The organism is Micromonospora sp. WMMD1120 (assembly GCF_029626235.1).
Lineage (GTDB): Bacteria > Actinomycetota > Actinomycetes > Mycobacteriales > Micromonosporaceae > Micromonospora.
Genome location: NZ_JARUBO010000005.1, coordinates 86,055 through 110,400, shown reverse-complemented (window position 1 = coordinate 110,400; position 24,346 = coordinate 86,055). Strand labels below are relative to the sequence as shown.

Sequence of the window (24,346 nt, the reverse complement as noted above, 5' to 3'; positions counted from 1 at the left end):
GGCCGTAGGCGTTGGGGGCAGAGGGTGGGCAGGCTCGCGTCGGCGTACGGGCAGGCGGTCAACTCCCACCGGGCGGCCCGGGCACACCTGGACAGCGCCCGTGGCGCGCTCGGCTCGGCACCGACCGCCGCCGCCCCGACCGGCGTCGACGAGCTGGTGGCCCGTCTCGCCCGCCTCGGCGGCGCGCTGGCCACACCGGCCCCGGGCGCGACGCCGCTGACCGACGAGCCGACCCCGGTGCGGATCGGCGAGGCGTCCACGGCGGACGGTGTCTTCCCGGTGCTGGTTCCGCTCGGCGGCGGCCACCACCTGGCGGTGGACACCGACGCCCGGGACCCGCAGGTCGCCGGGCTGCTGCGGGCGCTGGTGCTGCGCCTGGTCGCCACCGCGCCACCCGGTCAGGTGCGCGTCGCCGGCATCGACACCGCCGCGCTCGGCGCCACGTTCGGCCCGTTGCGTCCCCTGCTCGACGCCGGGGTGCTCGACCCGCCGGCCACCGGGGAGGCCGAGGTGGTCGCCCTGCTGGACGCCGCCGAGCAGCACGCCCGCGCCGCGCAGCACGGTCAGCCCGCCGCGCGGAAGCTGCTGGTGGTGGTCGCCACCGCCGCGCCGCCGCCGCGCGAGCTGGCCCGGCTCGCCGCGCTCACCCACGCCGGCCCGGCCGCCGCGGTCTGCGTGCTGCTCGCCGGCCACCCGTCCCGGGTGCCGGGCGAGAGCGCGCCACCGCTGGGCGGCACCACGGCGGTCCGGCTCCACCAGGGGTACGCGCAGGTCGGCGACCCGCCCGGCACACCGTTCAGCGCCGACGGCAGCGGGCTCGCCGCACCGGTGCGGCTCGACGGTGACCCGCCGCCCGCCTCGGTACGCGCGCTCGCCGAGCACCTCGGCACCGCCACCCGCCGCGCCGACGCGTTGCCCTTCAGCGAGCTGCTGCCGGAGCGGCGCTGGGCCGAGTCCGCCGGCAACGGTCTACGGACGGTGATCGGCCGGGCCGGCGGCGCCCCGCTGACGCTCGCCTTCGACGACGTCACCCCACACTGGCTGGTCGGCGGGCGCACCGGCGCCGGCAAGACGGTCTTCCTCCTCGACGTCCTGTACGGGTTGGCCGCCCGCTACGCGCCCGCCGAGTTGCAGCTCTACCTGCTCGACTTCAAGGAGGGCGTGAGCTTCAGCGAGTTCGTGCCCACCGGCCGGGACCCGTCCTGGCTGCCGCACGCCCGTGCCGTCGGCATCGAGTCCGACCGCGAGTACGGCCTGGCCGTGCTCCGCGAGCTGCGTCGCGAGGCGCAGCGCCGGGCCACCGCGCTCAAACGGCACGGCGTCACCAAACTCGCCGACCTGCCCCCTGACAATCCGCTGCCGCGCGTCGTGGCGGTGATCGACGAGTTCCACGTCCTGCTCGCCGGCAACGACGCGTTGGCCCGGGAGTCGGTGGACCTGCTGGAGGACCTGGCCCGCAAGGGCCGCTCGTACGGCATCCACCTGGTGCTCGCCAGCCAGAGCATGACCGGCATCGAAGCCCTCTACGGGCGGGCCGAGGCGATCTTCGGGCAGTTCGCGCTGCGGGTGGCGCTGCCCGGTGGCGGCGGCGTGCTCGACCAGCTCAACGACGCCGCCGCGGCCCTTCCGATCGGCTCCGCCGTGGTCAACACCGCCGCCGGCGCGGTCGGCGCCGACACCGTGCTGCGCTTCCCCGACGCGCACGCCGCCGCGGCCGACCTCGCCGCGCTGCGCCACGAGCTGTGGCAGGCCCGTCCGCCGGGCTCGCGGGCGCCAGCGGTCTTCAGGGGGTACGAAGCCGCGCGGATCGAGGACGACACCACCTTCGCCGGGTTGCGCCCCGGCGGGCGACGCCCGATGGCGCTGGTCGGCCGGACCGTCGACGTGCACGGCACCACGGCGCTGTTCCTGATGGACACCACCCCCGGCCGGCACCTCGCCGTGGTGGGCACCGCGCCGGCCGGCGCGGACGTGCTGCGCGCGGCAACGCTCAGCCTGGCCCGCCAGCACACCCCCGGCGACGCCCGGTTCGAGCTGGCCTGCCTGGTCGGCGCCGCCGATCCGGTCGCCGACGACACCGAAGCCGTGCTGCGCGCCGCCGGCCACCGTGTCGGACGACTCGACGCGGCCGGGCTGCGCGAACGGATCGCCGCGCTGGCCGCCGAGCCCGCCGGCCGCGAATACCTGGTGGTCTTCGGCATGGACGCCGCCGCGCCGGTCCTCGGGGCCACCGACCCGGGCACGTTCCGCTCCGGCCTTGACGACCTGCGTACCGTGCTGCGTCAGGGCCCCGGGCACGGGCTGCACCTGCTCGGCTGGTGGCGCGGGCTGCGCCGGCTCGCCGACGACCTCGGCGGCACCCAGAACCGCGACGACATCGCCTGCCTGGTCGCGCTCAACGTGCCCGGGGCGGAGCTGGCCCTGCACCTCGGGGCGCACGAGCTGACCTACACGCCCCGCGCCGACCGGGCGCTGCTGATCGACCGGCACGACCAGCGCACCCGGCTGATCGTCCCGTTCGTCGGCGACGGGCACGAGCCGGACGGGGAGCGGTGACGGTGTCCTTCGAGGAGTACGCGGCGCTGGCCCGACAGCTCTCCGAGCAGCGTCGTGCCGGCGAGCACCACGCCGCCGCCGAGTCCGCGCGCCGCCGTGACCTGAACGCGGCGGTCGACTATCTCCAGCAGCGGCTGACCGCTCAGGGGCAACGCCTCGACCAGCTCGGCCGCGCCATCGGTGTCGACCAGCCCCCACCCGGCCCACCGGCCGCCACCGGCCCCGGCCCGGCTCCCGGTGCCGGTGGTGTTTCCGCCGCTGGGAGCCCCGGACCGGTGCACGGGGCATTCGACGGCGCAGCCGGCGTGCCAGGGCGGTCGGATGTCGGGGCGTACCCCCCGTTGCCGGCGGGGGAGACGCGGTTGGCGCTGCCGACGGCGGTGAGCCCGGCGGGCGTGGGGGTGCCGGCGCAGCGCGCGGCGATCGACCCGGCGGTGGAGCTGGAGCTGGCCCGGCGGATGGCCGACGAGGCCGACCGGCACGGGCAGCAGGCGGAGCTGCTGGCCCAGCGCCCGGCGCTGCTGCCCACGTGGTCGCCGCTGGCCCGGGCGGTCGCCGTCTACGCGGCCTGCGGGACCGCCGCCGGGGTGCTCATGCTGATGCTGGTGGTGGCCTCCGGGGTCGGTCTGGTGGACGGGTTCACCCTCGGCGCGTGGATCTGCGCGGGGTTGCCGGCGGTGGCGTTCTTCGCCGGCTACCTGGTGCTGGGCCGGTGGGGCCGGCCCGCGATGGTGGCCGGCACCCCGCCGCGCTACCTGCCGCTGGGTTTCCTGATCTGCTTCCTGCTGGTGCCGATGGCCTACTGCGCCTACCTGCTGCTGGTGCGCGGCCTGCGCTGAGCGCCCTCCCATGATCAACCCGATTTCCTTGACATCGGGGCATCCAAGCCGGCGGGACAGCCCGGCTTTACGGAACCCGAGTCGATCCCGCCACAGTGGCGCGGGCCAGGGCGAACCGCACGATCGTCGCCTGGGGCCTCGCAATCGGCCTGGCCACTGCGGCGTCCAGCGCGGGCGTGTTCTGTGTGCTGCACGCCGTGGCGGGCGGAGACTGGAACGGGGTGGCGGTCTGGGTGGACGCCATCGTGACCGGTGTGATGGTCGGCAGTGGCACCAAGCCGCTGCGCGACCTGATCAACCGGGCGCAGAACGGCCCGCCGGCCGCCTAGCGCGAGCCCGGCCGCGTCGGCGGCCCGCCTCGGGCGTGATCAACTCGGTATCAATAAAGTCGGGGTATCCGTGCCAGCGGGATACCCCGACTTCCACGAACTCGTGTTGATCTCGCGCTCACCCGCGATCGGTCTCGACGGGTGCACCTGTCGACACTCCGCGCCCTGCGCCGAGTCGTCCACCGCGTGGGCGGCGGCCGCCAGGATCTCGTCGACCTTGCTGTCGGTCAGACCCTCGTCTTCCAGCAGCCCGAGCAGCAGCACCGTCCGCGCGACCAACGCCGCCGCGTCGTCGGGCGCTGGCGGGCGCTCACCGAGCGCCGCCCAGACCAGCGCCTCGGCGAGCGCCGGGTCCACGTCGCGCCCGGTCGCGTCGTAGCGTTCCCCGGACCGAGGCCACAAACCGGATCACCGGCCCCCGATCCTGCCCGGCCACGAACCGCCGCCGCACCGCCACCAGCAGTGCCCCGGCGAGCAGGTCCGCGTACCGCCGCCAGTCCGCCTCGGCAAACCGGCGCAGCCGCCGCTCGTGGCCGCGCATCCGTCCCGTCAGCAGACCGCGTAGCGCCGCGTGCGGATCACTCACCATCGTCGCCTCCACATCAGTGCCCGTGTGGACCTGCCTCGCCCGCTTCGTCGGACCCGCCGGACCACCAGGGCGCTCGCCGTCCGGCAGCCGAGGGCTATCTCCGCGGCCGTCGCCCGGCTCTGCGGCCCGACGGTGGGCGTCGTGGTCGCCTCACCGGTCAACACCCCCACCGACCGGTCGAGTCGGCAACCGCCGACCGCGAGCCGGGCAACGACCACGTCCAACCGCGTGATCGCCGCCGCGAACCGCCGGGCCGCGACAAACTGCCGTCGACTTCGGAGTTGTGCCGTCAGCACGACGTGTCGGCGATCGTGGTTCGCCAAGCCATCAACGCCCTCAAGATCGAGGGCTTGGTGGAGGGCGTCGGCGGCGTGGGTGTGTTCGTGGCCGAGCGCTGATCGTTCGACGGCCCCGGGCTCCGCTGGTCGACCCGACCGACGATCGGTTGGTCCCGATGGGGTCGCCGCGTCGGTGGCGCGAGATCTTGGACAGTTTCCGTTAGCGCAAGACGGAAAGTGTCCAAGATCTGGGTTCGGCGGACCTGCACGCCTGCCTCGCTCGGTGACGATCGGGAAGGCGGCGGTCGCGCTCGGTGCGCGAATCTCGTACTCTCCCTTGTGGTCTTCGCCGGTGCGGCGGTGGAGATTCTGGTCGACCACGGGGAGGTGCGCGTGAGCGCGGCACAGATCATCGCGAGGTTGGCGGCGGCGTCGCAGAAGCTGGACGAGGCGAAGGCGAAGACCGCGGCGGCAGCCCAGGACGCGGCCGAGGCGCGGGCGCTCGTCGCGGGCGCGTTGGAGGGCGTGGCCGCCGGACCGCTGGTCGGCATGATCGACTCGTACCGGCAGGCGCTCGCGCAGGCTTCCCAGGGCGGCGACCCGGCCAAGCAGCACGTCCAGGAGACGATCGCCAAGGTGCGAGCGCTGGGAAACTGACCACGGGTGGTGGCAGCGCAACCCACCAACCACCCGCAGCGACCGGAGTCACCCTGCGACCGGCAGTACCAAGCGAAGCATCAGCCGTCGCGCCCAGCGCTGGCAGTCTGTCTCCTGCCTTCCGAGATCAGAGTGCTGCCGAGGCCCCGAGTCCAACGCGCAGAGAGAGCGGTGTCGGGCTTCATCCTTATCGACCTGCACGGTGCGAGGCCCACTCCGCAGCAGGTGAATGCTTTGGCTGAGGAGATCAGCCGTATGGAGGCATGGGCAGCCGTCAGTGTGGGTGAAGCCGCCTCCTTCATGAACGCCGTTGTCGCTGGTCAGCCCTTGACCGAGCGGTTCACACCCCCGAACGCTGTGGTCTTGGCGTTCGTCGTCGCGGGCAGCCTGCTCTCGGCAAAGCCAATGCCTGAGGGGCAGTGGTGGTTCAACTATCTGGACAAGGTGGAGGCTGCAATCGAGGCGGCCGGATGACGGTCGTGATAGACCCGGCGTCCCGGGACGGCGGCGAGTTGGATGGCTTCCGCATCGGTCATCTGCCGCCGGACGTCGGCGACCTCGCGTCGGATTTCGCCTCCGAGTGGGAGGAGGTCAGTTTCTCCACCCGAATGTGGGAGCGCCAGGTCGAGGACGGTCATCGGGTCGATCTGCGGGTGCACGTGCTCCGGGGCGATCGCCTGAGCAGCCTCGCCGAATTGCGCGATTTCCTGGCCGAATATCACGAGCGCGATCCCGCCGACTGGGCGTTGAGGGGGTTTCAGCACGGCGAGGAACCCGGCCTCATCGGTGCCGCCGAGGCGTTCTGGCTGGTCGAGCCTGGTGTGGCTCTCGACGTGCTCCTCGATCCGGAGCGGTTCACCCCGGACGCCCTGCGGGCGATCGCAGTGGGGATTACCGCAGCTCCGACAGATCCGGCGCAGCCCGGTGGAGCCAGGTGATCTGCCCGTCCCTACAGGTTGTACCAGCCGCCGCCGGGAAGCTGTAACCGCCTGGATCACCACATTCGGTGACGAACATTCTGAGGCTCGGCCGACGGATGACTGACGATCCGGAGTGCTCGCGGGGGAGTCGCCGCGAGCACTCCGGTGACGGTCAGCGGGTGATGCGGATCTCGCCGTCGAAGCGTGTCGAGTAGTCGCAGTCGATCTCGGTGCACAGCTCGATGCCCCCGTTGACGAGCGCTATGCCCCGGTTGAAGGCGTAGCCTCCGGCCTCCGCGTACACCCGGCCGGTCACGGCCTGCGGCGCGCCGGTGCAGTGAACGGCCGACCAACCACTGCCGTAGGCGACGTGGTCGTCGGCGCGCTGACGCAGACTGAATTCTGCGCCGCCGTTCTGACTGGATTCGCAGGTCACGGTGATGGTGATGTCGACGGCGACGCCGCGTGCGACCAGTTTCGCCGAGGTGACCTCGACGGTGGCGGCCGCGCTCGCTGGAGTTGGTACCAGCAGCGCGGACAGGGACAGGCTGAGCAGGGCGATGGTGGTGGCGACGCGGCGCACGGCGGTCCTCCTCAATGGAGTGGGTGCGTTTCCCACGGTCACCGTAGCCATCACCGGGGCTCACCACCATCAATCGATCGTGTTGGGCCGAGGCCCCGAAGCTCCAGCCTCGAAGCCCGGCACCCACCCGGGAGCGCCATCAGGCGCGCGAGCGCGGCAGGCAGCACTTCTTGTACTTGGTGCCCGAGCCGCACCAGCAGGTGTCGTTGCGGCCCGGCGGCCACGACGTCACGCCCGTGTCCTCGAGGCTGTCGGCGTACTCGTCGAGGGTTTCCTCATCGATGGGTTCGGTGCCGGCGAAGGCCGCCAGACCGTCGACGCTGCCGGCGACCACGCCGAGGCCGGTGCCGCCCAGTCCGGAGGTCTCGACGAACGCGCGCTCGATCTGGGCGCGGTGTCCGTCCCAGGTGGTCGGGTAGCTCTCGGCGAGGGCCGGCCAGCGCACCAGCAGCGCGTCGAACTCCGCCTTCGGCCAGAACAGCAGTGTCGCCGGGCCGTCGTCGAGCGCGTCGAGGGCGTGGCTGGCCGCGTCGCGCAGCCGGTCGGCGAGGGTGTCGTACTCGTCGTGCGGGAGGCCCATGTCCTCGCGCAGGTCGTGCCGCTGCTGGGCGAGGCCGTAGATCATGGCGGCCGCCGCGTCCTGGGCGTCCTCCGACTCGTGCTGCTGGGCGCGGCTGCGTTCCAGCAGCACGTCGAGCGCGCCGGTGAGCCACTCGACCGCCGTGTCGGTGTGGCCGGCCCCGGCCAGCTCGTCGATCAGGTACGCGGCGTCGGGGTCGGTCTCCAGCAGCGGACGCAGGGCGGTCAGCTCGGCCAGGCCCTCGTCGGTGCGGTCGAGGCGCAGCAGCAGGCCGGCGCGCACCGCCCGGGCGTACGCGTCGTCGTCGGGCTGTTCGGCGATGGCGCGGGTGGCCAGGGCGAGGGCGTCGGCCAGGTCGCCCGCCTGCCGGAGGATGTCCGCGGCGACCAGCAGGGCGTACCCGGTGTCGGCGGGATCGGCGACCCGCCCCTCGTCGACGGCGCTGACCAGTTCGGTGACCAGTGCCGCCGGGTCGGGGCTGCCGGGGCCGGTGGCGCCGATCTCGTCGATGCGGTCGGCGGTCAGCAACTCGGACATGGGCGCATCCTGACGAACGAGGGGCGGGAAGCGGCCAGCGTACTCCGGAGCACGTCGCGGCCCGGGCAGCGAACCGCCCGGGCCGCGACACGAACTCTCAGCGGGTCGCCGGCATGGTGGCGAACTCGCCGGCTAGCTCGGACTCGACGATCGCCGTGGCGGACGGCCGGCGACCGGCCGCCGCCCGCCGGGCGGACGGGACGGCGAGGGCCGCGAGCGCGGCGGCCAGGGCGATCGCGGTGAGGACCAGAAACCCCGTCGTGAAGCCGGCCTCCCGGGGCAGGCCGCTGGCCTGCGGGTGCGCGGTGATCACGCCGCTGACCACCGCCGCGCCGATCGCACCGCCGATGGTACGGATGTTGGCGTTCATGCCGGTGGCCACGCCGGTCTGGCTGGCGGGCACGCTGGCGACGATCAGGTTGGCCATCGACGCGAACGCCAGGCCGATGCCGAGGCCGACCAGACCACCGGCGAGGGCGACCTCCCAGCGGGTGTCGTGGGCGGCGGCGAGCATCGCGGACGCGGCCACGTTGAACGCGGCGCCGGTGGCGAGCTGCGCCTTGGCGCTGAACACCGCCTGGAGCCGGCCGGCGACCAGGCCGGCGACGAACATCGCGACGAGCATCGGCAGCATGAGCAGACCAGCCTGGCTGATGCTGGCGCCGAAGCCGTAGCCGGCCGCGGTCGGGGTCTGCACGAACTGGGGCAGGAACGCGTACACGGAGAACATCGAGCCGCCGTAGAGCAGCGCGACCAGGTTGGTGGTCCAGACGCCGGGCAGGCGCATCATCCGCATGTCGATGAGCGGGTTACGCGAGCGCAGTTCGGCGATGAGCCAGCCGACCAGGAGCACCACGGCGAGGGCGAGCAGGCCGAGCACCCGGGTGCTGGTCCAGCCCCAGGCCGCGCCTTGGCTGATCGGCAGCAGCAGCGCGACCAGCCAGCCGGAGAGCAGCAGCGTGGCACGCCAGTCGATCCGGCCGGGCGTACGCACCGGCGACTGCGGGATGAACAGGTGGGCGGCGACGGCGGTCAGCCCCACCACGACCATCGGGATCCAGAACAGCCACCGGTAGTCGAGCGCGGCCACGATCGGGCCGGCCAGCACGACGCCCAGGCCGCCGCCGGCGGCGACGATCGCCGAGATGGCGGCCACGGCGGAGGAGACGCGGGCGGCCGGGAACTCGTCCCGGATGATCCCGAACGACAGCGGGAAGACCGCGCCGCCGATGCCCTGCACGACCCGGGCGACGATGAGCACGCCGATGTTCGGCGCGATGGCGGCCAGCAGGCAGCCGAGCGCGAGGGCGGCGAGCGAGACGACGAGCATCCGCTCCTTGCCGACCATGTCGCCGACCCGTCCGAGGATCGGCGTGAAGATCGACGCGCTCAGCAGGTAGGCGGTCAGCACCCAGGTCACGGTGTTCTGCGAGGTGTGCAGGTCCTGCTGGATGGTCGGCAGCACCGGGGTGATCAGCGACTGGAGCATCGCGAAGAACCCGGCGCCGGCCGCGAGCACGGTGAAGGTGAGCCGACGCGAGCCGCGTCGGGAGGTCACTGTCACGAGAGAAAACTCCCTGATTACGTACGGAAGGAGGTGTGTCACCCGTCGTCCAGGGGACGGGCTGGCTGTCGGGGGCCCGGGCGATCGGGTGGCCAGGCGGATCGGGCGGGTCCTGGAGTAAGCTAACCGGAGGCAGGCCTCCGGGGTTTCCGGAGGGGTGCCTCCACTAAGCTAGCGGAGGGTTGCCTCCGGTTGCAACCAGGGTGAGGTGACGTACGTCATGACCAGCGCGGGGCCGGCGTCCGAGGTGTTCGCCCGGCGGCCGAAGCGCGCCGACGCGCGGCGGAACTACGACGCCCTGATCGCCGCGGCGCGCGACGCGTTCGCCGAGCACGGGGCGGCCGCCTCCCTGGAGGACGTGGCCCGCCGTGCCGGAGTGGGCATCGGCACGCTCTACCGCAACTTTCCGAGCCGGCGGCACCTCTTCGAGGCGGTCTACGTCGAGGAGGTCCGGGCGCTCAGCCGCTCCGCCGAGGACCTGAGCGAGCTGCCCCCGTGGGACGCGCTGGTCGCGTGGCTGCACCGCTTCGTCGCGTACGTCGCCACCAAGCGGGCGCTCGCCGAGCAGTTGCTACAGGACTCGGAGATCTTCGGGACCTGCCGGACGGAGATCTACGCCGCCGGTGAGCCGCTGATGCGCCGCGCCCAGGCCGCCGGGGCGGTGCGCGACGACATCGGCTTCGACGACGTGGTGCGGCTGATCAGCGGGCTCACCATGGCCCAGTTCCCGTCGCCCGAGCAGCGCGACCGGGTGCTCGGCGTCGCCCTGGACGGCCTGCGCCCGCCGGGCGCGTCCCGCTGACGCCGCCCCAGCTTCAGCGGTCGACGAGCAGCAGCCACTCGTCGTCGAGCCGTTCCACTGTGGTGCCGGCCGGCCAGGAGTGCTCCGCGCCGGCCGCCGCGCGTGCCTGGTCGACGAGCGGCGGCCGGCTGAACCGGGCCCCGTCGAACCTGACCGCGCCCTCGAACCGGGCCCGGCCGAAGGTCGCCGCCCCCTCGAAGCGCGCCTGCTCGAAGGTGACGTCGGCGGCGAACACCGCCCACCGGAAGAGCGCCATGTCCGCGAAGCGGGCCGCGCGGAACCCGGCGTAACCGGCGAACTCGGTGTGCTCCATCGACAGCCCACCGAGGAAGGTCGCCTTGCGAAACCGGACCCCGTCGGCGAAGTGGGACGCGTCGAAGCTGCTCGGCTCGTGGAACGTCGCCCGGTGGAACGACGTCGGGCCGGCGAAGCGGGACCGCCGGCAGGACAGCCCGGTGAGGTCGGCCCCGTCGAAGCTGGCCCGACCGGCGACGCGGGCGTCGTCCAGGACGACCCCCCCGTCGGTGGCGAGCCCGTCGAAGACCACGTCCCCGAGGACCGCCGCGCCGAGGCGGAGCGGTCCGCGGGTGGTCGCGGCGGCGAAGCTGGTGGCCCCGTCGAAGACCGCGCCGGTGAAGTCCGCGTCGACGAGGGTGCAGCCGGTGGCGTCGAAGTCGACGAGCCGCGCCCCGCTCAGGTCCAACCTGGCCTCCGGCCAGTGGGCCGCGTCGTCCGCCCGCAGGTGCCGGGTGAGCACCCGCTGCGCGCTGCGCCGCACCTCCGTCTCGCGCGGCTCGTCGTCGGGCGCCGGCATCCGCAGGTACGCGCAGAGCACCGCCACGATCGTCGGCCGCTGCGCCGGATTGTCCTGGCCGAGGCGCTCCAGCGCGTGCAGGCCGCCGAGGCGTACCGCCGCGCTGTCGTTGCCCAGCAGCTCGACGGCGCGGGTGTAGAGCTCGGTCAGGCGACGCTCCGCCGCGTCGTGTTCGGCGGCGGTGGACTGCCGGTCCTGGTGGCGCTGCGCGGCCTCGGCCACCGTCTCGGCGTGCGCCTGCACCCGGTCCCGGTGCGCCTGGTCCCGCGCGGCGACGATCTCCTGGTGTCGTTGGGCGCGCTCGGTGATCCACTGCCGGCGGGCGGCCAACAGCAGCGCCAGCCCTCCGCCGGTGCCGGCGACCACTGTCAGCCCGGTCCGGATCGCGTCGATGCGCAGGGTGGCGCGGGTGTCCGGTTGGCTGGCCCGGTCCGCCTCGCCCAGCAGCAGGGCCAGGACCAACCAACCCAGGGCTACGGAAAGCAGCAGGCCGACCAGGACCAGCCACCACGGCATCACCCGCAACTCGCGCTCGGTGCGGGGTTCGTCGACAGCCACGGCCACAGCATGTCAGGCGCGCTCGGTGTCCGACATGGAGCGTGGCGGGTATGCCGGTTTACGCCCCCGCCGGCACAACGGGTTACCGGCGCGTAACAAGTCATTGACGTTTCTGGATTGTTGCGGGCATGATCGTCGCACGGTCGGCCGGACACCCCCACCCACCTGCCCGCCTCGCCGGGCGCCTCCCCCTGGAGGTGCAGCGATGCTGCTCCGAAAGACCGTCCTCGTCCTGGCCCTCGCCACCGCCGCCGTGCTCGCGTCCACCGGCGCGGCGAGCGCCGCTACCGCAGATCCCGTGCCCGCCCCCGGCCCCGCCGAAACGGCCACCGCCGCCGACGTCCGGGCCGCGGCGGCGGCCAACCCCGTGATCGTGGTCGGTGGGCTCAGCGGCGTCGCCGTCGCGTACGAGCCGATCGCCGGCCGGCTGCGCGCCGACGGCTACCGCACGTTCATCTACCAACTGCCCGGCCTGGGCCTCGGCGACATCCCCACCTCGGCCCGGGCGTTCGCCACCTACGTCAGCCAGGTGCGCGCCAGCACCGGAGCGTCGGCGGTCGACCTCGTCGCCCACTCCGAGGGCGGCCTGGTCAGCCGCTACTACCTCAAGCGGCTCGGCGGCACCGCCTCCGTCGGCCGGTACGTCAGCCTGGGCACCCCGCAGTACGGCACCTACGTGGCCAACATCGTGGCCTTCCTCGGGTTGGGTAGCTGCGCCGGCGTGGTGGCCTGCCAGCAGATGACCATCGGCTCGTCGTTCCTCGCCGATCTCAACGCCGGTGACGACACACCGGGCGCGGTGCGCTACACCACCATCCGCACGCTCCAGGACGAGCTGGTCCGGCCGACCGGGAACGCGGCCGTCAACGACGGCGCGACGAACGTGCTGATCCAGGCGTCCTGCCCGCTGCGGGTGGTGGGTCACCTCGGTCTGGTGCTCGACGGCACGGCGTACACCATCGTGCGCGGCGCCCTGGTCGACGGCCCGGTGCGACCCAACTGCCTCGCGCTCTGACCCGGACCGTGGGGTGGTCCCGGTGGGACCACCCCACCCGGAGTGTCGGGTCGGCGACGATGACGCGAAACGGTGTGGCGTCGCATCAGGCGTCCTCGATAGCCTGCTCCGGCTGTCCATTCCCGACAGTCGACGCCGCGCACGAAGGAGCAGCGCGCATGACCGAGCCGCACAGCGTGCCGCCGGAGAGCACACCGCCGACAGTGCCGCAACTCGACGTCCGGGCCGCCGAACCCCCGACCGCCGACACCCCGACGAAGACCGGTGGGTTCGCCGACCGGCCACCGGGCTATCCCAGCGCGCTGGTGTGGCTGCGCGCCGGCATCCTGCGGGACTGGCGGGGCGTGCTCGGCGCGTTCGTCGCCACCTGGTTCTACCTGCCGATCGGGCTGCTGCTGGCGTTCTGGGGCGGGCTCAGTCTCGCCGCTGTCGGCCTCTTCGCCGGTGGCCTCAACGCGGACGAGCAGATCCCCTCGGCGCTGCGCGACGCCCCGCTGATCGGCTCTCTGCTGGAGGCCTTCTTCGCCCGCTCCGGCGGCCTGCTCGGCGGCGTGGTCGGCTTCGCCGTCGGCTTCCTGGGCGGCTTCCTCGCCGTGCTCGCGCTGCCCTGGATGGGGGTCGCCGACGAACCGCTGGCGCTGCTCACCGGGCTGGTCGGCACCGTCGCCGCGGCGGCGCTGATCGGCGTCCTCTACACGCTGTACCGGGTGCTGCTCGAACCGAAACTGCTCGTGGTGTCCGGCGCCCGCCAGCCCAGCCGCCGCGAGACCGCGCGTCTGCGCCCGGTGCTGGAGGACTGCGCGCGACGACTCGGCCTGCCCAGCGTCCCCCGGCTGCTCATGGAGGACGACCCGGTGCTGAGCAACGCCCGCACGTACGCCCGGCACGTGGTGGTCACCACCGCCGTGCTGACCGAGCCGGACGACGAGGTGGCCGCGCTGCTCAGCCACGAGCTGGTGCACTGGCGCACCGGAGACGAGATCACCAGCGCCTTCGTCCGTGGTGTCGGCCTGCCGTTGACCCTCGCGCACGCCCTGCCCACCTGGCTGATGCGGACGTTCCCGCACCCGGCGACCAACTTCGTGGTCTTCCTGTTCTTCTGGCCGGTGCTGCTCACCATGCGGTACGTGGTGCTGCCCCTGCACGCCCGCGACGTACGGGCCGCCGAGTACCGGGCCGACCTCGGCGCGGTGCTGACCGGGCACGTCGACGGGCTGCGGCGCGTCCTGGAACGACGGCTGTCCTTCGAGAGCGGCCGCAGTGGCTGGGACGAGGCGGTCTGCGCCACCCATCCGCCGCACGAACTGCGGCTCGACGCGCTGGAGCGGGCGTCGGTGGCGGCGACTGCCGGTGTGCCCGACCGCGCGGCCGAGCCGGTCACCGTCGAGCGGCTGTTCGGCCACCCCGGGCCGGTCGGCACCCGCCGCACCTGGCTGCTGGTCGGCGCCCTCGTCCTCGCCGCCTGCCTCGGCACCAGCGGCCTCGGCGTGGTGCAGTGGGCGTTCTTTCGCCCCCAGGCGACCATCGACAGCTACTTCTCCGCGCTCGCCGACCGGGACAGCGAGGCGGCGCTCGACGTCCTCACCGACCAGGGCGCCGGCAGCGACCGTGACCTGCTCGCCAAACTGCTGCGCGGCAAGGGCTACCGACCGCCGACCGACGTCGAGATCAGCACGCTGGAACGCGACGGCGACAACGCCACCGCCACCGTGACGTACCGGCTGGCCGACGCGCCGCAGACCGCCACCCTCACGCTGACCCGCCGGGACGAGACCACCCTCGGGCTGTTCCACGGCTGGCGGCTGAACGGCGGGCCGATCCCGCTCAACTCGTCGATCGCCGACCCCGGCGTACGCCTCAACGGGGTGGAGCTGCCGGTCGCCACCGAGGGTCCGCCGCCGGTGCTGCTGCCCGGCGCGTACACCGCGACCGGGCCGTCCAGCGCGCTCAGCGAGACGCCCACCACGACGGTGACGGTCGGCCCGGGGCAGAGCGCCGCGACCCTGGAGCTGGTGCCGGTGCTCAAGCCCACCGCGATCGAGGCGGTCGAGACCCGGGTCCGGTCCTGGTTGGACGAGTGCGCCAAGCAGACTGTCGCCGCGCCGCCGAACTGCCCGTTCAGCTACTACGGGGGTTCGAGCACGCAGAAGGTGACCTGGAAGATCCTGGAGTACCCGAAGGTCGCCGTCGAGCTGACCGGTCCGAGCACCGCCCGGGTGTCCACCCCGGTGGAGACCCGGGGCCGGGTGCAGGTCAGCGGCACCAATACGTACTTCGGGGGCAGCTCGCCGTTCACCGACGACGACACGTTCACCGTCACCGGCGTCGCCACTGCCGAGGGCGACACCGTCAGCTTCCAACCGCCCTCCGACTGACCGGGAGACGACACAGTGACCGACAGCGACGTCGCGGCCCGGCTGCCCGTGCGGTTGACCATCAACCCCCGGCAGCGGCAGCCCACGGCGGTCGACCTGCTGACCTGGATCCACCGCCGCCCCGAGTACCGGCCGGTGGTGCGCCAGGGCGGCGGCGGTGGGGGGCGGCCCGGCTTCAGCGACGCCGTCATCATCGCGGTGCTGGCCCAGGGTCTGCTGCCGGGCCTGTTCAACCTGCTGCAGTCCTGGGTCGACCAGCAACGCACCGAGGCCAGTGTCCGGATCCAGGCCGGCGACGCCGAGGTGGAGATCCAGGTGAACGGCCGCACCGACTCCGCTCGCCTGCTCGCCCAGGCGACCGAGGCGCTGCGCGCCGCCAGGGAGCCCGGCCCGGACGCCGCCGACTGAGTCGACGCCTCCGGACCGGCGGTTCAGCTCGCCTTCGCGAGCGCCTCGAACTCGTCGTCGGTGAGCCGCACCTCGGCCGCGCCCACGTTCTCCTCCAGGTGCGCCACCGACGACGTGCCCGGAATCGGCAGCATCACCGGCGAGCGGCGCAGCAGCCAGGCCAGCGCGAGCTGCGCGGGCGACGCGCCGTGCGCGGTGGAGATCGCGTCCAGCGGGCCGCCCGGACGGGCCAGCTCGCCGGTGGCGATCGGGAACCACGGGATGAACGCGAGGTCGTTGCGCTCGCAGTACTCCAGCACGTCCTCGGCGCTACGGTTGGCGAGGTTGTACAGGTTCTGCACCGAGACGATCTCGGTGATCGCCCGGGACTCCTCGATCTGCGCGACGGTCACCTCGGACAGCCCGATGTGCTGGACCTTGCCCTCGTCCCGCAGCAGCGCCAGCTCACCGAGCTGGTCGGCGAGCGGCACCTGCGGGTCGATCCGGTGCAGCTGGTACAGCGGGATACTGTCCAGGCCGAGGTGGCGCAGGCTCAGCTCGCACTGCTGCCGCAGGTACTCCGGGCGGCCCACCACCCGCCAGTCGCCCGGCCCGGACCGGGTGAACCCACCCTTGGTCGCGATGACCAGGTCATCGGCGTACGGGTGCAGGGCCTCCCGGATCAGCAGCTCCGACACGAACGGCCCGTACGAGTCGGCGGTGTCGATGAACGTCACGCCCAGCTCGATCGCCCGACGCAGCACCCGGACGGCCTCGGCCGGGTCCTTGGGGTCACCCCAGACACCCGGGCCGGTGAGCTGCATCGCCCCGTAACCCAACCGGTTGACGGTGACGTCGCCGCCGATCCGGTACGTGCCGGACGCCTTCGCGGGCTGCTCACTGATGTTTGTCGCCATTGCCCGATCCCCAATCGTCTCGTCGTGGTGGACGGCGAACGCGCGGGCACGCGCAGCCGCCCCGCCACTGGCAGATCATCCCCCGTAACCGGCCCCGCACACCGCTCACCATCGGACTGTGTGCGCCGACACCGCCCGGACGAGTTGCCGCGAAGCGCGGGGTCGGACCGGGGCGTCCGTGCGACGCTGGCCGGAGCCGGTGCGGTCCGGCGCGCGACGGCGGAGGGAGCACCCATGGCGGGAGTGCCGCAGGTCAACTTCGCGCTCGACACGTACGAGTGCATCGTGATCTATCCCGGCGCGGCCGGACGGGCCCTGCCCACCGAGACCGTGCAGCGGTTGCAGGCCGAGCACGCCGAGCACATGCAGGCGTTGCAGCGCCGCGGCATCGTGCTGGTCGCCGGTTCGATCGACGGGACGACCAACAACCCGGAACCGCCGATCGGCTTCGGGCTGGCCCGCACCGGCAGCGTCGAGGACGTACGCAGCGTGCTGGAGGCCGATCCGGCGGTGCAGGCCGGGCTCTACCGGATCGACGTGCTGACCTTCCTCTGCCCGGCCGGCTCCCTCGAGTTCCCGCTGGTCAAGGCCGGGAGCTGAGCTGCTGGTCAGGCGGCTGTCGTGATGACGACGGCGCCCACCCGCCCGCCGGTGCTACGGTCGCGGCCAGCGAGGGCCGCCACCGGGGCGTACCCGGCGCGAACGGTCGGCCCCCGGTCGAGGAGTCGCCATGGTTCCCGCCGCCACCCCCGATGTCGCCACAGCCGCCGCTCGGCTCCGCGCCCTGCTCGGCGACCGGCTGCACGAGCCGGGCGATGCCGGTTATGCCACCACCACCCGACTCTGGAACGGCGCGGTGCGGCATACTCCCGCGCTCGTCGCGCACTGCCGCGACGCCGACGAGGTGGCCGGGGCGGTCCGCGTCGCCGCCCGGTGCCACCTGCCCGTCTCCGTCCGCTCCGGTGGGCACGACTGGGCGGGCCGGGCGCTGCGCGACGGCGGTCTGGCGCTCGACCTCACCGGCCTGGACGACGTCCGGGTGGACAGCGACGCGGCGACGGTGACCGTCGGCGGTGGGGCCACCGGCGCTCGGCTGCTCGCCGCCGCCCGGCCGTACGACCTGGTGGTGCCCACCGGCGTGGTCGACGCCGTGGGCATGGCCGGGCTGACCCTCGCAGGTGGGTACGGCCCGCTGTGCGGTCGGTTCGGTCTGGCACTGGACAACCTGCTCGGCGCGGAGGTCGTCCTCGCCGACGGTCGACGGGTCACCGCCGACGCCCGGCACGACGCCGAGCTGTACTGGGCGTTGCGCGGCGGCGGCGGCAATCTCGGTATCGTGACCGAGCTGCGCTTCCGGGCGCACCGGCTCCCGGCCGTGCTGGCCGGCATGATCATGTTTGCGCTCGCCGAGGCGCCGAGGGTGCTGCGCGGTTACCGCGCGCTCCTCGCCGAGGCCCCGGACGAGCTGACCGTGATGACCGGTTTCCTGCCCGGCCCGGCCGGCGAGCCGGTGGTCTTCGTCTGCCCGTTCTACAGCGGCCCGGACCTGGCCGCCGGCGCGCCGTGGCTGGACCGGCTGCGCGCGCTGGGCACCCCGCTGGTCGACCAGATCAACCCCATGCCGTACGCCGACGCGCTGCGGCTGTTCGACGGGGGGATGGTCGACGGCAACCACTACCTGCTGCGGACCCGATGGCTGCCCGCGCTCACCGACGGCGCGGCGGACGCGCTCGTCGACGCCGCCCGGCGGGTCAGCTCACCGTTCTCCGCGCTGGCCGTGCACCACTTCCACGGCGCGGCGACCCGGGTCCGCACCGCCGACACGGCGTTCGGCCTGCGCGCCGACCACCTGCTGACCGAGATCATCGCGGTCTGGCCGCCCGGTGAGCGGGACGACCCGCACCGGCGGTGGGCCGAGCGCGCCTCGACCGCGCTGGCCCCGCACGCCCTGCCCGGCGGGTACCCGAACCTGCTCGCCCCGGAGGAGACCGACCGGGTCCGGCTCGCCTACGGCCCGAACTGGGCCCGGCTGCGCCGGGCGAAGCACCGCTACGACCCCCGCGACCTGCTCGACGCGGTGCCCACCCTGCCGCCCTCGGTGCGCCCGGAGTGAGTCGCCGACGGGAGCACCCCGACACCACGCCCCGCCGGGGGCGTACGATTCCCGGCGCGCGGTCGCTGCTGCCCGTCGCCACAACGTTCCCGGTGCGCTTCCGCCCGCCGGCCCGACGCGCGCCGCGCGTCGTTGGACAATGTTCCGCTGCCTGCAAGGGGTCGGCCACGAGTCCGACCTGGAGGAGAGACTAGCCTGATGGGCGTGACACGCCGCGCGAAGATCGTCTGCACTCTTGGTCCCGCCACCTCGTCCCCGGAGCGCATTCGGGGTCTCGTCGAGGCCGGCATGAACGTGGCGAGGCTCAACTTCAGCCACGGCAGCCACGCCGACCACGAGGCGGTCTACCGACTGGTCCGGGAGGCGTCCGAGGCCGCGGGCAAGCCGGTGGCCGTCCTCGCCGACCTCCAGGGCCCCAAGATCCGGCTCGGCAAGTTCGCCGACGGCCCGCACGAGTGGCGCACCGGCGACTCCGTCGTGATCACCGGCGACGACGTCGTCGGCAGCAAGGACCGGGTCTCCTGCACCTACACGAAGCTGCCGCAGGAGGTGAAGCCCGGTGACCGCCTCCTGATCGACGACGGTCGGGTCGCCGTGGAGGTCACCGACATCACCGGCAACGACATCCGCTGCCTGGTCACCGAGGGCGGTCCGGTCTCCAACAACAAGGGTGTGTCGCTGCCCAACGTGGCGGTCAGCGTGCCCGCCATGTCGGAGAAGGACGCCGAGGACCTGCGCTTCTCCCTCGGCCTCGGCGTCGACCTGGTCGCGCTGTCCTTCGTGCGCTCGCCCGAGGACATCAAGCTGGTGCACGGCATCATGGCGGAGGAGGGCGTGTTCCGCCCGGTCCTCGCCAAGGTGGAGAAGCCAGAGGCGGTCGACCACCTCGAGGCCATCGTGCTGTCCTTCGACGGCGTCATGGTCGCCCGCGGCGACCTCGGTGTCGAGATGCCGCTGGACGAGGTCCCGTTGGTGCAGAAGCGCGCCGTGCAGCTCTGCCGGGAAAACGCCAAACCGGTCATCGTGGCCACCCAGATGCTCGACTCCATGATCGAAAATTCCCGCCCGACCCGGGCGGAGGCCTCCGACGTCGCCAACGCGGTGCTCGACGGCGCGGACGCGGTGATGCTCTCCGGCGAGACCAGCGTCGGCAAGTACCCGGTGCTGACCGTCAGCACCATGGCCAAGATCATCAAGACCACCGAGTCCGGCTCGATCGGGGTGCCGCGGCTCCAGCACGACCCGCGTACCCACGGTGGCGCGCTCACCGTCGCCGCCTCGTCGATCGCCCGGGCGATCAACGCCAAGGCGCTGGTCGCGTTCTCGCAGACCGGCGACACCGTGCGGCGGCTGTCCCGCCTGCACTGCGACCTGCCGCTGCTGGCCTTCACGCCGGTTCCCGAGGTGCGCGACCAGCTCGCCCTCACCTGGGGCGTGGAGACCTTCCTGATGCCGTTCGTGCAGCACACCGACGACATGTTCCGCCAGGTCGACCAGGCGCTGCTCGGTCTCAACCGGGCCAACCCCGGCGACTACGTGGTGATCGTCGCCGGCAGTCCGCCCGGCACTCCCGGCTCGACGAACACCCTGCGCGTACACCAGCTCGGCTCGCTGGTCGACGCCGCGTCGGCGCGGGCGCTGCAGTGAGCGACGGTCGGGTCGCTGTCGGCCAGGCGGCGGTGGACCAGCTGCTGGAGGTGCTGGACCTCGACCCGACCGGCGAGATGACCTTCCGGGGGATGAGCCCCCCGGTCGGCCCCCAACGGGTGTACGGCGGCCAGGTCGCCGGTCAGGCCCTGGTCGCCGCCGGCCGCACCGTCGACCCGGAGCGGTTCGTGCACTCGCTGCACGGTTACTTCGTCCGCCCCGGCGACCCGGCCGAGCCGATCGCGTACGAGGTGGAGAACATCCGCGACGGCCGATCCTTCTCGGTCCGCCGGTCGGTCGCCCTGCAACACGGTAAGCCGATCTTCTTCATGTCGGCGTCGTTCCAGCGGGCCGAGGAGGGCCTGGACCACCAGGTCACCGTCCCGCTGGACGTACCCCCGCCGGAGGACGTGCCGACGATGGCCGACCGGCTCGCCCGCTACCCGGAACGACTGGGCATCTGGAGTCAGATCCCGCGACCGATCGACGTGCGGTACGTGGGGGAGCCCGGCTGGGTCCGGCCGGGCGACCGGCCCGCCGACCCGCACCAGCGCGTCTGGATGCGCATCGAGGGCAAGCTGCCCGACGACCCGCTGCTGCACGCCTGCGCCCTCACCTTCGCCTCCGACCTCACGCTGCTGGACTCGGTGCTCTCCGCGCACGGCGAGGTGTGGGGGCCGGGCGGGCTGGTCGGCGCGAGCCTGGACCACGCGCTCTGGTTCCACCGGCCGTTCCGCGCCGACGAGTGGTTCCTCTACGACTGCCTGAGCCCGTCGGCGTCCGGGGCGCGCGGGCTGGCCACCGGCCGCATGTTCACCACCGACGGCCGGCAGATCGCCAGCGCCGTCCAGGAGGGCCTGCTCCGCCGCGTCGGCGCCTGACGCCCCGTCGTCGCCGGGCCGCGAGCCGGGCCGGGCGCGAGCCGAGCCGGGCCGGGCCGCGAACCGGGCCAGGTCGGGCGCCCGCCTGCCGTCCGCCCTCCGCCTGCCGCCCGGCTGCCGCCTGCCGCCCGGCTGCCGCCTGCCGTCCGCCCGGCTGCCGCCTGCCGTCCACCCGCCGTCCGGCTGCCGCCTGCCGTCCGCCCGGCTGCCGCCTGCCGTCCGCCCGGCTGCCGCCTGCCGCCGCCCGCCTGCCCACCCGTCGTCGCCGTCCGTCGCCGTCCGGCGTGGGCGGCTGGTGTTGTGGGGTCGGTGGCCGTTGTGGGTGGCTGGTGTTGTGGGGCGGCGGTGCTGTGCGCCAGGGCCGCCGGTGGACTGCTTGCCCGCCCGGTGGCCCCGACGGTCGTCAGGCCTGGTGGATGGCCTCGCCGGCGATCTCGATCTGCACCGTCCGGCCGACCAGCACACCGCCGCTCTCCAGCGCGACGTTCCAGAGCAGGCCGTAGTCCTCGCGGTTGATCTCGGCGGTGGCGCTGAAGCCAAAGATGTTCTGCCCGTACGGATCGCGACGCGCGCCGCCGAAAAGAACACTCAGATCGACGGCCCGGGTGATTCCCTTCACCGTCAACTCACCGATGAGAATGAATCGGTTGGGCGCCCCGCCGGACTGCGGCGGAACAGTGTGACTTCTGCCTCGTCCACCGAGTCGGTGGTTGCGCAGTCGGGCCCACTGGAAAATGGGGTTGTCGTTGCTTGCCCACCTGATCCCGGTGCTTCGATATTCGAGGGTGGGGTGGCGTTCCACGTCGAGGAAGTCGGCGCTCTTCAGGTGCGTGTCCCGGTCGACGCTGCCGGTGGTGAGGCTGGCCGACGTGATGGTGGCCGTCACCGACGAGAGCAGCGGATCCTCCGCCACCGTGATCTGCGCCGTGGCCTCGGCGAACTCACCGCGTACCGGGCTCACCATCATGTGCCGGGACAGGAAACCGATCCGCTTGTGCGCCTGATCGAGAAGATAGGTGCCGGCAACCGGGATGGTCATGCCATCCCAGGTGCGTGTCGCGGTGTCGGTCATCGTGTGGCCTTCCCCCCGGCGTGCCCGGGTGTTTGTCAATATCTGCCGGACGGTCGGGTAAACGGTCGGACAGCCGTACTCCCGCTCAGCATAGGGACGCCCCGCAGCCGCATTTCGGCCGCCACCTCATGGTGGATCATGACGCAGTTCACGGGTTCTCCCCGAGCGCCGGGATTCGCGGATATTCATCGATCTCGGCGTTGTCGCGACCGCCGGTCGAGGGTCGGCCGCCCGCCCGGTTGACCAACGGCTAACCTTGCCGGCATGCGCCTCTCCGCCCGGGTCGACTACGCCCTCCGCGCGGCCGCCGAGCTTGCCGCGACGGCCAGCGGCCCTGGGCGCGGTCGGCCGGTCACGGCCGACCAGATCGCCCGTGCGCAGGAGATCCCGCCGAAGTTCCTGGAGAGCATCCTGCTCCAACTGCGCCGGGGCGGCATCGTGCACGCCCAGCGTGGCCCGGAGGGTGGTTACTGGCTGGCCCGCCCCGCCGAGGAGATCTCCCTCGCCGAGGTGATCCGGATCATCGACGGGCCGCTCGCCCACGTCCGCGGCCAGCGCCCGGAGCAGCTCGGCTACCACGGTCCGGCCCGCGCGCTCCAGGAGGTCTGGATCGCGCTGCGCGCCAGCGAACGCGAGATCCTGGAACTGGTCAGCGTCGCCGACGTGGCGGCGGGAACCCTGCCCGCCCGTGTCACCGAGCTGGTCGCCGACCCGCGCGCCTGGACCTGAGCTAGCAGCGGACGCCTGACCCGCCCGTCGCGTCGGGCGGGCCGCCGACCCGCCCACCCGGACCTGAGCGCGCTGCCCGCGTTGGGCCTGCGGCATCGTCCGCCCAGGGCCTACCGCGCCGCCCGCGCCGGGCCTGAGTGCAGCCCGTGCCGGGCCTGAGCAGCCCGTGCCGGGCCTGAGCAGCCCGTGCCGGGCCTGAGTGCAGCCCGTGCCGGGCCTGAGCAGCCCGTGCCGGGCCTGAGTGCAGCCCGTGCCGGGCCTGAGTGCAGCCCGTGCCCCTGATCTGCCGATCGCCGACGGTCCGGCGCGGCCCCCACGAGATCTTGGACAGTTTCCGTCCACGCGGAACGGAAACTGTCCAAGATCTCATCGTGGCGATGCGTGCGGCCGTCGTGGAGGGGCGTCGGGCGGTTGGTTTGCGTTGATACGTCGCATCGCCGGGATACATCGTGCAGCGGCTCCGCCGGCCCGCGCCCGGCAGTGGCGTCCCATCCACCGATCGGGGGCTTGACCCGGGCTGCCGCGTACCGCATTGTCGACCAAGTCGATAGGAGATGCCGAAAAGTCAGGGGGCGCTCATGCGCAAGCTACTGGTCCTCGCTCTGGTCGGGCTCGTCGCGCAGTTGATCGATGGCTCGCTCGGCATGGCGTACGGGCTGACCTCGTCCACGTTGCTGCTGGTCGTCGGGGTTGCCCCGGCCGTCGCCTCGGCGTCGGTGCACCTGGCCGAGATCGGCACCACGCTCGCCGCCGGGGTCGCGCACTGGCGGTTCGGCAACGTCGACTGGCGGGTGGTGACCCGCATCGCCCTGCCCGGCGCGATCGGTGCCTTCGCCGGCGCCACGGTGCTCAGCTCGATCTCCACCGAGACGGCCGCGCCGTGGATGGCCGCCATCCTCTTCACTCTGGGCGCGTACCTGCTGGTGCGCTTCGCCCGGCCGCTGCGCACCGGCCGGGTCGGCGGCCGGCTCCGCGGACGTTTCCTCGGCCCGTTGGGCCTGGTCGCCGGCTTCGTCGACGCGACCGGTGGCGGCGGGTGGGGTCCGGTCGCCACCCCGGCGCTGCTGGTGTCCGGCCGCATGGAGCCGCGCAAGGTGATCGGCTCGGTGGACACCGCCGAGTTCGTCGTGGCCGGCGCCGCCAGCGTCGGCTTTCTGATCGGGCTGGGCACGGAGGGATTCCTGCTCCCCACCGTCGCGGCCCTGCTGATCGGCGGGCTCATCGCCGCCCCGCTGGCCGCCTGGCTGGTGCGCATCGTGCCCGCCCAACTGCTCGGCGCGGCGGTCGGGGGAGTCATCGTGCTGACCAACGCCCGTACCCTGATCCGGTCCGCCGAGCTGGACGGTCCGGTCCGCCCCACCCTCTACGTCCTGCTGGCCGCCGGGTGGCTGGCCGCCATGGTCCTCGCCGTCCGCGCGTTGCGGCGAACCCGTCGGTCCCACGCCGAGGCCGTTGCGACCGCCGATGCCGTTCCCGCCGCCGACGCCGCGAGCGCTGTCTCGACCGATTCCGTCGCTCCTGCCGGCGACGTGGTCCCGGCCGATCTGGCCGTGACGGGTACGCCGAGCCCGCGCTGATCCACGCGACGTCTGCCGCCCCTGGCT

24 protein-coding genes and 1 pseudogene are annotated in these 24,346 nt (G+C 73.2%); 17 read left to right on the top strand and 8 right to left on the bottom strand.

Features of this window, described 5'->3' with window-relative positions:
• Positions 1-24 precede the first annotated feature (24 nt).
• The 3 genes from O7634_RS00570 to O7634_RS00560 all read left to right on the top strand — a co-directional run bounded on the left by O7634_RS00570 (position 25) and on the right by O7634_RS00560 (position 3,724).
• Positions 25-2,556 (top strand): FtsK/SpoIIIE domain-containing protein, encoded by a 2,532-nt coding sequence (locus O7634_RS00570; protein WP_278148217.1) that lies wholly within the window; start codon positions 25-27, stop codon positions 2,554-2,556.
• Positions 2,557-2,558: 2 nt separating this feature from the next.
• Positions 2,559-3,395, top strand: a complete 837-nt coding sequence (locus O7634_RS00565) for a hypothetical protein (protein WP_278148216.1) — start codon at positions 2,559-2,561, stop codon at positions 3,393-3,395.
• Between the two features lie 95 nt (positions 3,396-3,490).
• Positions 3,491-3,724: a hypothetical protein gene (locus O7634_RS00560; protein ID WP_278148215.1), complete on the top strand. Its 234-nt coding sequence runs from the start codon at positions 3,491-3,493 to the stop codon at positions 3,722-3,724.
• 39 nt (positions 3,725-3,763) lie between these two features.
• Here O7634_RS00560 and O7634_RS00555 read toward each other — a convergent pair whose 3' ends face one another.
• Together O7634_RS00555 and O7634_RS00550 are read right to left on the bottom strand one after the other, a co-directional pair.
• Complete coding sequence (locus O7634_RS00555) at positions 3,764-4,126, bottom strand: hypothetical protein (RefSeq protein WP_278148214.1); 363 nt, start codon at positions 4,124-4,126, stop codon at positions 3,764-3,766.
• Complete coding sequence (locus tag O7634_RS00550) at positions 4,035-4,313, bottom strand: hypothetical protein (protein ID WP_278154135.1); 279 nt, start codon at positions 4,311-4,313, stop codon at positions 4,035-4,037. Before O7634_RS00550 ends, O7634_RS00555 begins: the two co-directional genes overlap by 92 nt.
• Before the next feature lie 257 nt (positions 4,314-4,570).
• On the opposite strand from O7634_RS00550, the pseudogene O7634_RS00545 reads away from it, so the two are divergent.
• The 4 genes and pseudogenes from O7634_RS00545 to O7634_RS00530 form a co-directional block, all read left to right on the top strand.
• A pseudogene (locus O7634_RS00545) lies at positions 4,571-4,711 on the top strand (GntR family transcriptional regulator); the annotation flags it as partial.
• 273 nt (positions 4,712-4,984) lie between these two features.
• Positions 4,985-5,248, top strand: coding sequence for a DUF6244 family protein (locus O7634_RS00540; RefSeq protein ID WP_030489032.1), 264 nt, complete (start codon positions 4,985-4,987; stop codon positions 5,246-5,248).
• Positions 5,249-5,419: 171 nt separating this feature from the next.
• Positions 5,420-5,722, top strand: a complete 303-nt coding sequence (locus tag O7634_RS00535; protein WP_278148213.1) for a hypothetical protein — start codon at positions 5,420-5,422, stop codon at positions 5,720-5,722.
• A complete protein-coding gene (locus O7634_RS00530) occupies positions 5,719-6,186 on the top strand; it encodes a hypothetical protein (protein ID WP_278148212.1) in 468 nt (155 codons plus the stop codon). Before O7634_RS00535 ends, O7634_RS00530 begins: the two co-directional genes overlap by 4 nt.
• A gap of 154 nt (positions 6,187-6,340) precedes the next feature.
• Here O7634_RS00530 and O7634_RS00525 read toward each other — a convergent pair whose 3' ends face one another.
• The 3 genes from O7634_RS00525 to O7634_RS00515 all read right to left on the bottom strand — a co-directional run bounded on the left by O7634_RS00525 (position 6,341) and on the right by O7634_RS00515 (position 9,432).
• Positions 6,341-6,751, bottom strand: a complete 411-nt coding sequence (locus tag O7634_RS00525; protein WP_278148211.1) for a hypothetical protein — start codon at positions 6,749-6,751, stop codon at positions 6,341-6,343.
• 139 nt (positions 6,752-6,890) lie between these two features.
• Complete coding sequence (locus O7634_RS00520; RefSeq protein ID WP_278148210.1) at positions 6,891-7,868, bottom strand: SEC-C metal-binding domain-containing protein; 978 nt, start codon at positions 7,866-7,868, stop codon at positions 6,891-6,893.
• 97 nt (positions 7,869-7,965) lie between these two features.
• The gene (locus O7634_RS00515; protein ID WP_278148209.1) at positions 7,966-9,432 is read right to left on the bottom strand and encodes an MFS transporter; all 1,467 of its coding nucleotides are present in this window, start codon (positions 9,430-9,432) and stop codon (positions 7,966-7,968) included.
• 220 nt (positions 9,433-9,652) lie between these two features.
• Between O7634_RS00515 and O7634_RS00510 the strand changes: the two genes are divergently transcribed.
• Positions 9,653-10,234, top strand: coding sequence for a TetR/AcrR family transcriptional regulator (locus tag O7634_RS00510; RefSeq protein ID WP_278148208.1), 582 nt, complete (start codon positions 9,653-9,655; stop codon positions 10,232-10,234).
• Positions 10,235-10,247: 13 nt separating this feature from the next.
• Here the strand turns inward: O7634_RS00510 and O7634_RS00505 are convergent, their stop codons facing one another.
• Positions 10,248-11,606: a pentapeptide repeat-containing protein gene (locus O7634_RS00505; RefSeq protein WP_278148207.1), complete on the bottom strand. Its 1,359-nt coding sequence runs from the start codon at positions 11,604-11,606 to the stop codon at positions 10,248-10,250.
• A gap of 205 nt (positions 11,607-11,811) precedes the next feature.
• On the opposite strand from O7634_RS00505, the gene O7634_RS00500 reads away from it, so the two are divergent.
• The 3 genes from O7634_RS00500 to O7634_RS00490 all read left to right on the top strand — a co-directional run bounded on the left by O7634_RS00500 (position 11,812) and on the right by O7634_RS00490 (position 15,404).
• A complete protein-coding gene (locus O7634_RS00500) occupies positions 11,812-12,621 on the top strand; it encodes an alpha/beta fold hydrolase (protein ID WP_278148206.1) in 810 nt (269 codons plus the stop codon).
• Between the two features lie 158 nt (positions 12,622-12,779).
• Entirely contained in the window at positions 12,780-14,996 is a 2,217-nt protein-coding gene (locus O7634_RS00495) for a M48 family metalloprotease (RefSeq protein ID WP_278148205.1), read from the top strand.
• A gap of 15 nt (positions 14,997-15,011) precedes the next feature.
• A complete protein-coding gene (locus O7634_RS00490) occupies positions 15,012-15,404 on the top strand; it encodes a hypothetical protein (RefSeq protein WP_278148204.1) in 393 nt (130 codons plus the stop codon).
• 23 nt (positions 15,405-15,427) lie between these two features.
• Here the strand turns inward: O7634_RS00490 and O7634_RS00485 are convergent, their stop codons facing one another.
• Entirely contained in the window at positions 15,428-16,300 is an 873-nt protein-coding gene (locus O7634_RS00485; RefSeq protein WP_278148203.1) for an aldo/keto reductase, read from the bottom strand.
• Between the two features lie 234 nt (positions 16,301-16,534).
• Between O7634_RS00485 and O7634_RS00480 the strand changes: the two genes are divergently transcribed.
• The 4 genes from O7634_RS00480 (at position 16,535) to O7634_RS00465 (ending at position 20,941) form a co-directional block, all read left to right on the top strand.
• Positions 16,535-16,900 carry a YciI family protein gene (locus O7634_RS00480; protein ID WP_278148202.1) on the top strand — a complete coding sequence of 122 codons (366 nt, stop codon included), beginning with the start codon at positions 16,535-16,537 and terminating at the stop codon, positions 16,898-16,900.
• Positions 16,901-17,030: 130 nt separating this feature from the next.
• Positions 17,031-18,413, top strand: a complete 1,383-nt coding sequence (locus tag O7634_RS00475; protein ID WP_278148201.1) for an FAD-binding oxidoreductase — start codon at positions 17,031-17,033, stop codon at positions 18,411-18,413.
• A 198-nt stretch (positions 18,414-18,611) separates the two neighbouring features.
• Complete coding sequence (gene pyk / locus O7634_RS00470) at positions 18,612-20,060, top strand: pyruvate kinase (RefSeq protein WP_278148200.1); 1,449 nt, start codon at positions 18,612-18,614, stop codon at positions 20,058-20,060.
• Positions 20,057-20,941, top strand: a complete 885-nt coding sequence (locus O7634_RS00465; RefSeq protein WP_278148199.1) for an acyl-CoA thioesterase II — start codon at positions 20,057-20,059, stop codon at positions 20,939-20,941. The genes pyk and O7634_RS00465 overlap by 4 nt, the downstream gene beginning before the upstream one ends.
• Before the next feature lie 403 nt (positions 20,942-21,344).
• Here O7634_RS00465 and O7634_RS00460 read toward each other — a convergent pair whose 3' ends face one another.
• Positions 21,345-22,013 (bottom strand): YceI family protein, encoded by a 669-nt coding sequence (locus O7634_RS00460; protein WP_278148198.1) that lies wholly within the window; start codon positions 22,011-22,013, stop codon positions 21,345-21,347.
• A gap of 264 nt (positions 22,014-22,277) precedes the next feature.
• Between O7634_RS00460 and O7634_RS00455 the strand changes: the two genes are divergently transcribed.
• Together O7634_RS00455 and O7634_RS00450 are read left to right on the top strand one after the other, a co-directional pair.
• Complete coding sequence (locus O7634_RS00455; protein ID WP_278148197.1) at positions 22,278-22,742, top strand: Rrf2 family transcriptional regulator; 465 nt, start codon at positions 22,278-22,280, stop codon at positions 22,740-22,742.
• Positions 22,743-23,320: 578 nt separating this feature from the next.
• Positions 23,321-24,319, top strand: coding sequence for a sulfite exporter TauE/SafE family protein (locus O7634_RS00450; RefSeq protein WP_278148196.1), 999 nt, complete (start codon positions 23,321-23,323; stop codon positions 24,317-24,319).
• Positions 24,320-24,346: the final 27 nt, after the last annotated feature.

Excerpts from the sequence above, each read along its gene's own strand:
- O7634_RS00550 (WP_278154135.1), bottom strand. The coding sequence starts at position 4,313 with ATGGTGAGTGATCCGCACGCGGCGCTACGCGGTCTGCTGACGGGACGG.
- O7634_RS00530 (WP_278148212.1), top strand. The coding sequence starts at position 5,719 with ATGACGGTCGTGATAGACCCGGCGTCCCGGGACGGCGGCGAGTTGGAT.
- O7634_RS00520 (WP_278148210.1), bottom strand. The coding sequence starts at position 7,868 with ATGTCCGAGTTGCTGACCGCCGACCGCATCGACGAGATCGGCGCCACC.
- O7634_RS00510 (WP_278148208.1), top strand. The coding sequence starts at position 9,653 with ATGACCAGCGCGGGGCCGGCGTCCGAGGTGTTCGCCCGGCGGCCGAAG.
- O7634_RS00500 (WP_278148206.1), top strand. The coding sequence starts at position 11,812 with ATGCTGCTCCGAAAGACCGTCCTCGTCCTGGCCCTCGCCACCGCCGCC.
- O7634_RS00495 (WP_278148205.1), top strand. The coding sequence starts at position 12,780 with ATGACCGAGCCGCACAGCGTGCCGCCGGAGAGCACACCGCCGACAGTG.
- O7634_RS00485 (WP_278148203.1), bottom strand. The coding sequence starts at position 16,300 with ATGGCGACAAACATCAGTGAGCAGCCCGCGAAGGCGTCCGGCACGTAC.
- O7634_RS00480 (WP_278148202.1), top strand. The coding sequence starts at position 16,535 with ATGGCGGGAGTGCCGCAGGTCAACTTCGCGCTCGACACGTACGAGTGC.
- O7634_RS00475 (WP_278148201.1), top strand. The coding sequence starts at position 17,031 with ATGGTTCCCGCCGCCACCCCCGATGTCGCCACAGCCGCCGCTCGGCTC.
- pyk (WP_278148200.1), top strand. The coding sequence starts at position 18,612 with ATGGGCGTGACACGCCGCGCGAAGATCGTCTGCACTCTTGGTCCCGCC.
- O7634_RS00460 (WP_278148198.1), bottom strand. The coding sequence starts at position 22,013 with ATGACCGACACCGCGACACGCACCTGGGATGGCATGACCATCCCGGTT.
- O7634_RS00455 (WP_278148197.1), top strand. The coding sequence starts at position 22,278 with ATGCGCCTCTCCGCCCGGGTCGACTACGCCCTCCGCGCGGCCGCCGAG.
- O7634_RS00450 (WP_278148196.1), top strand. The coding sequence starts at position 23,321 with ATGCGCAAGCTACTGGTCCTCGCTCTGGTCGGGCTCGTCGCGCAGTTG.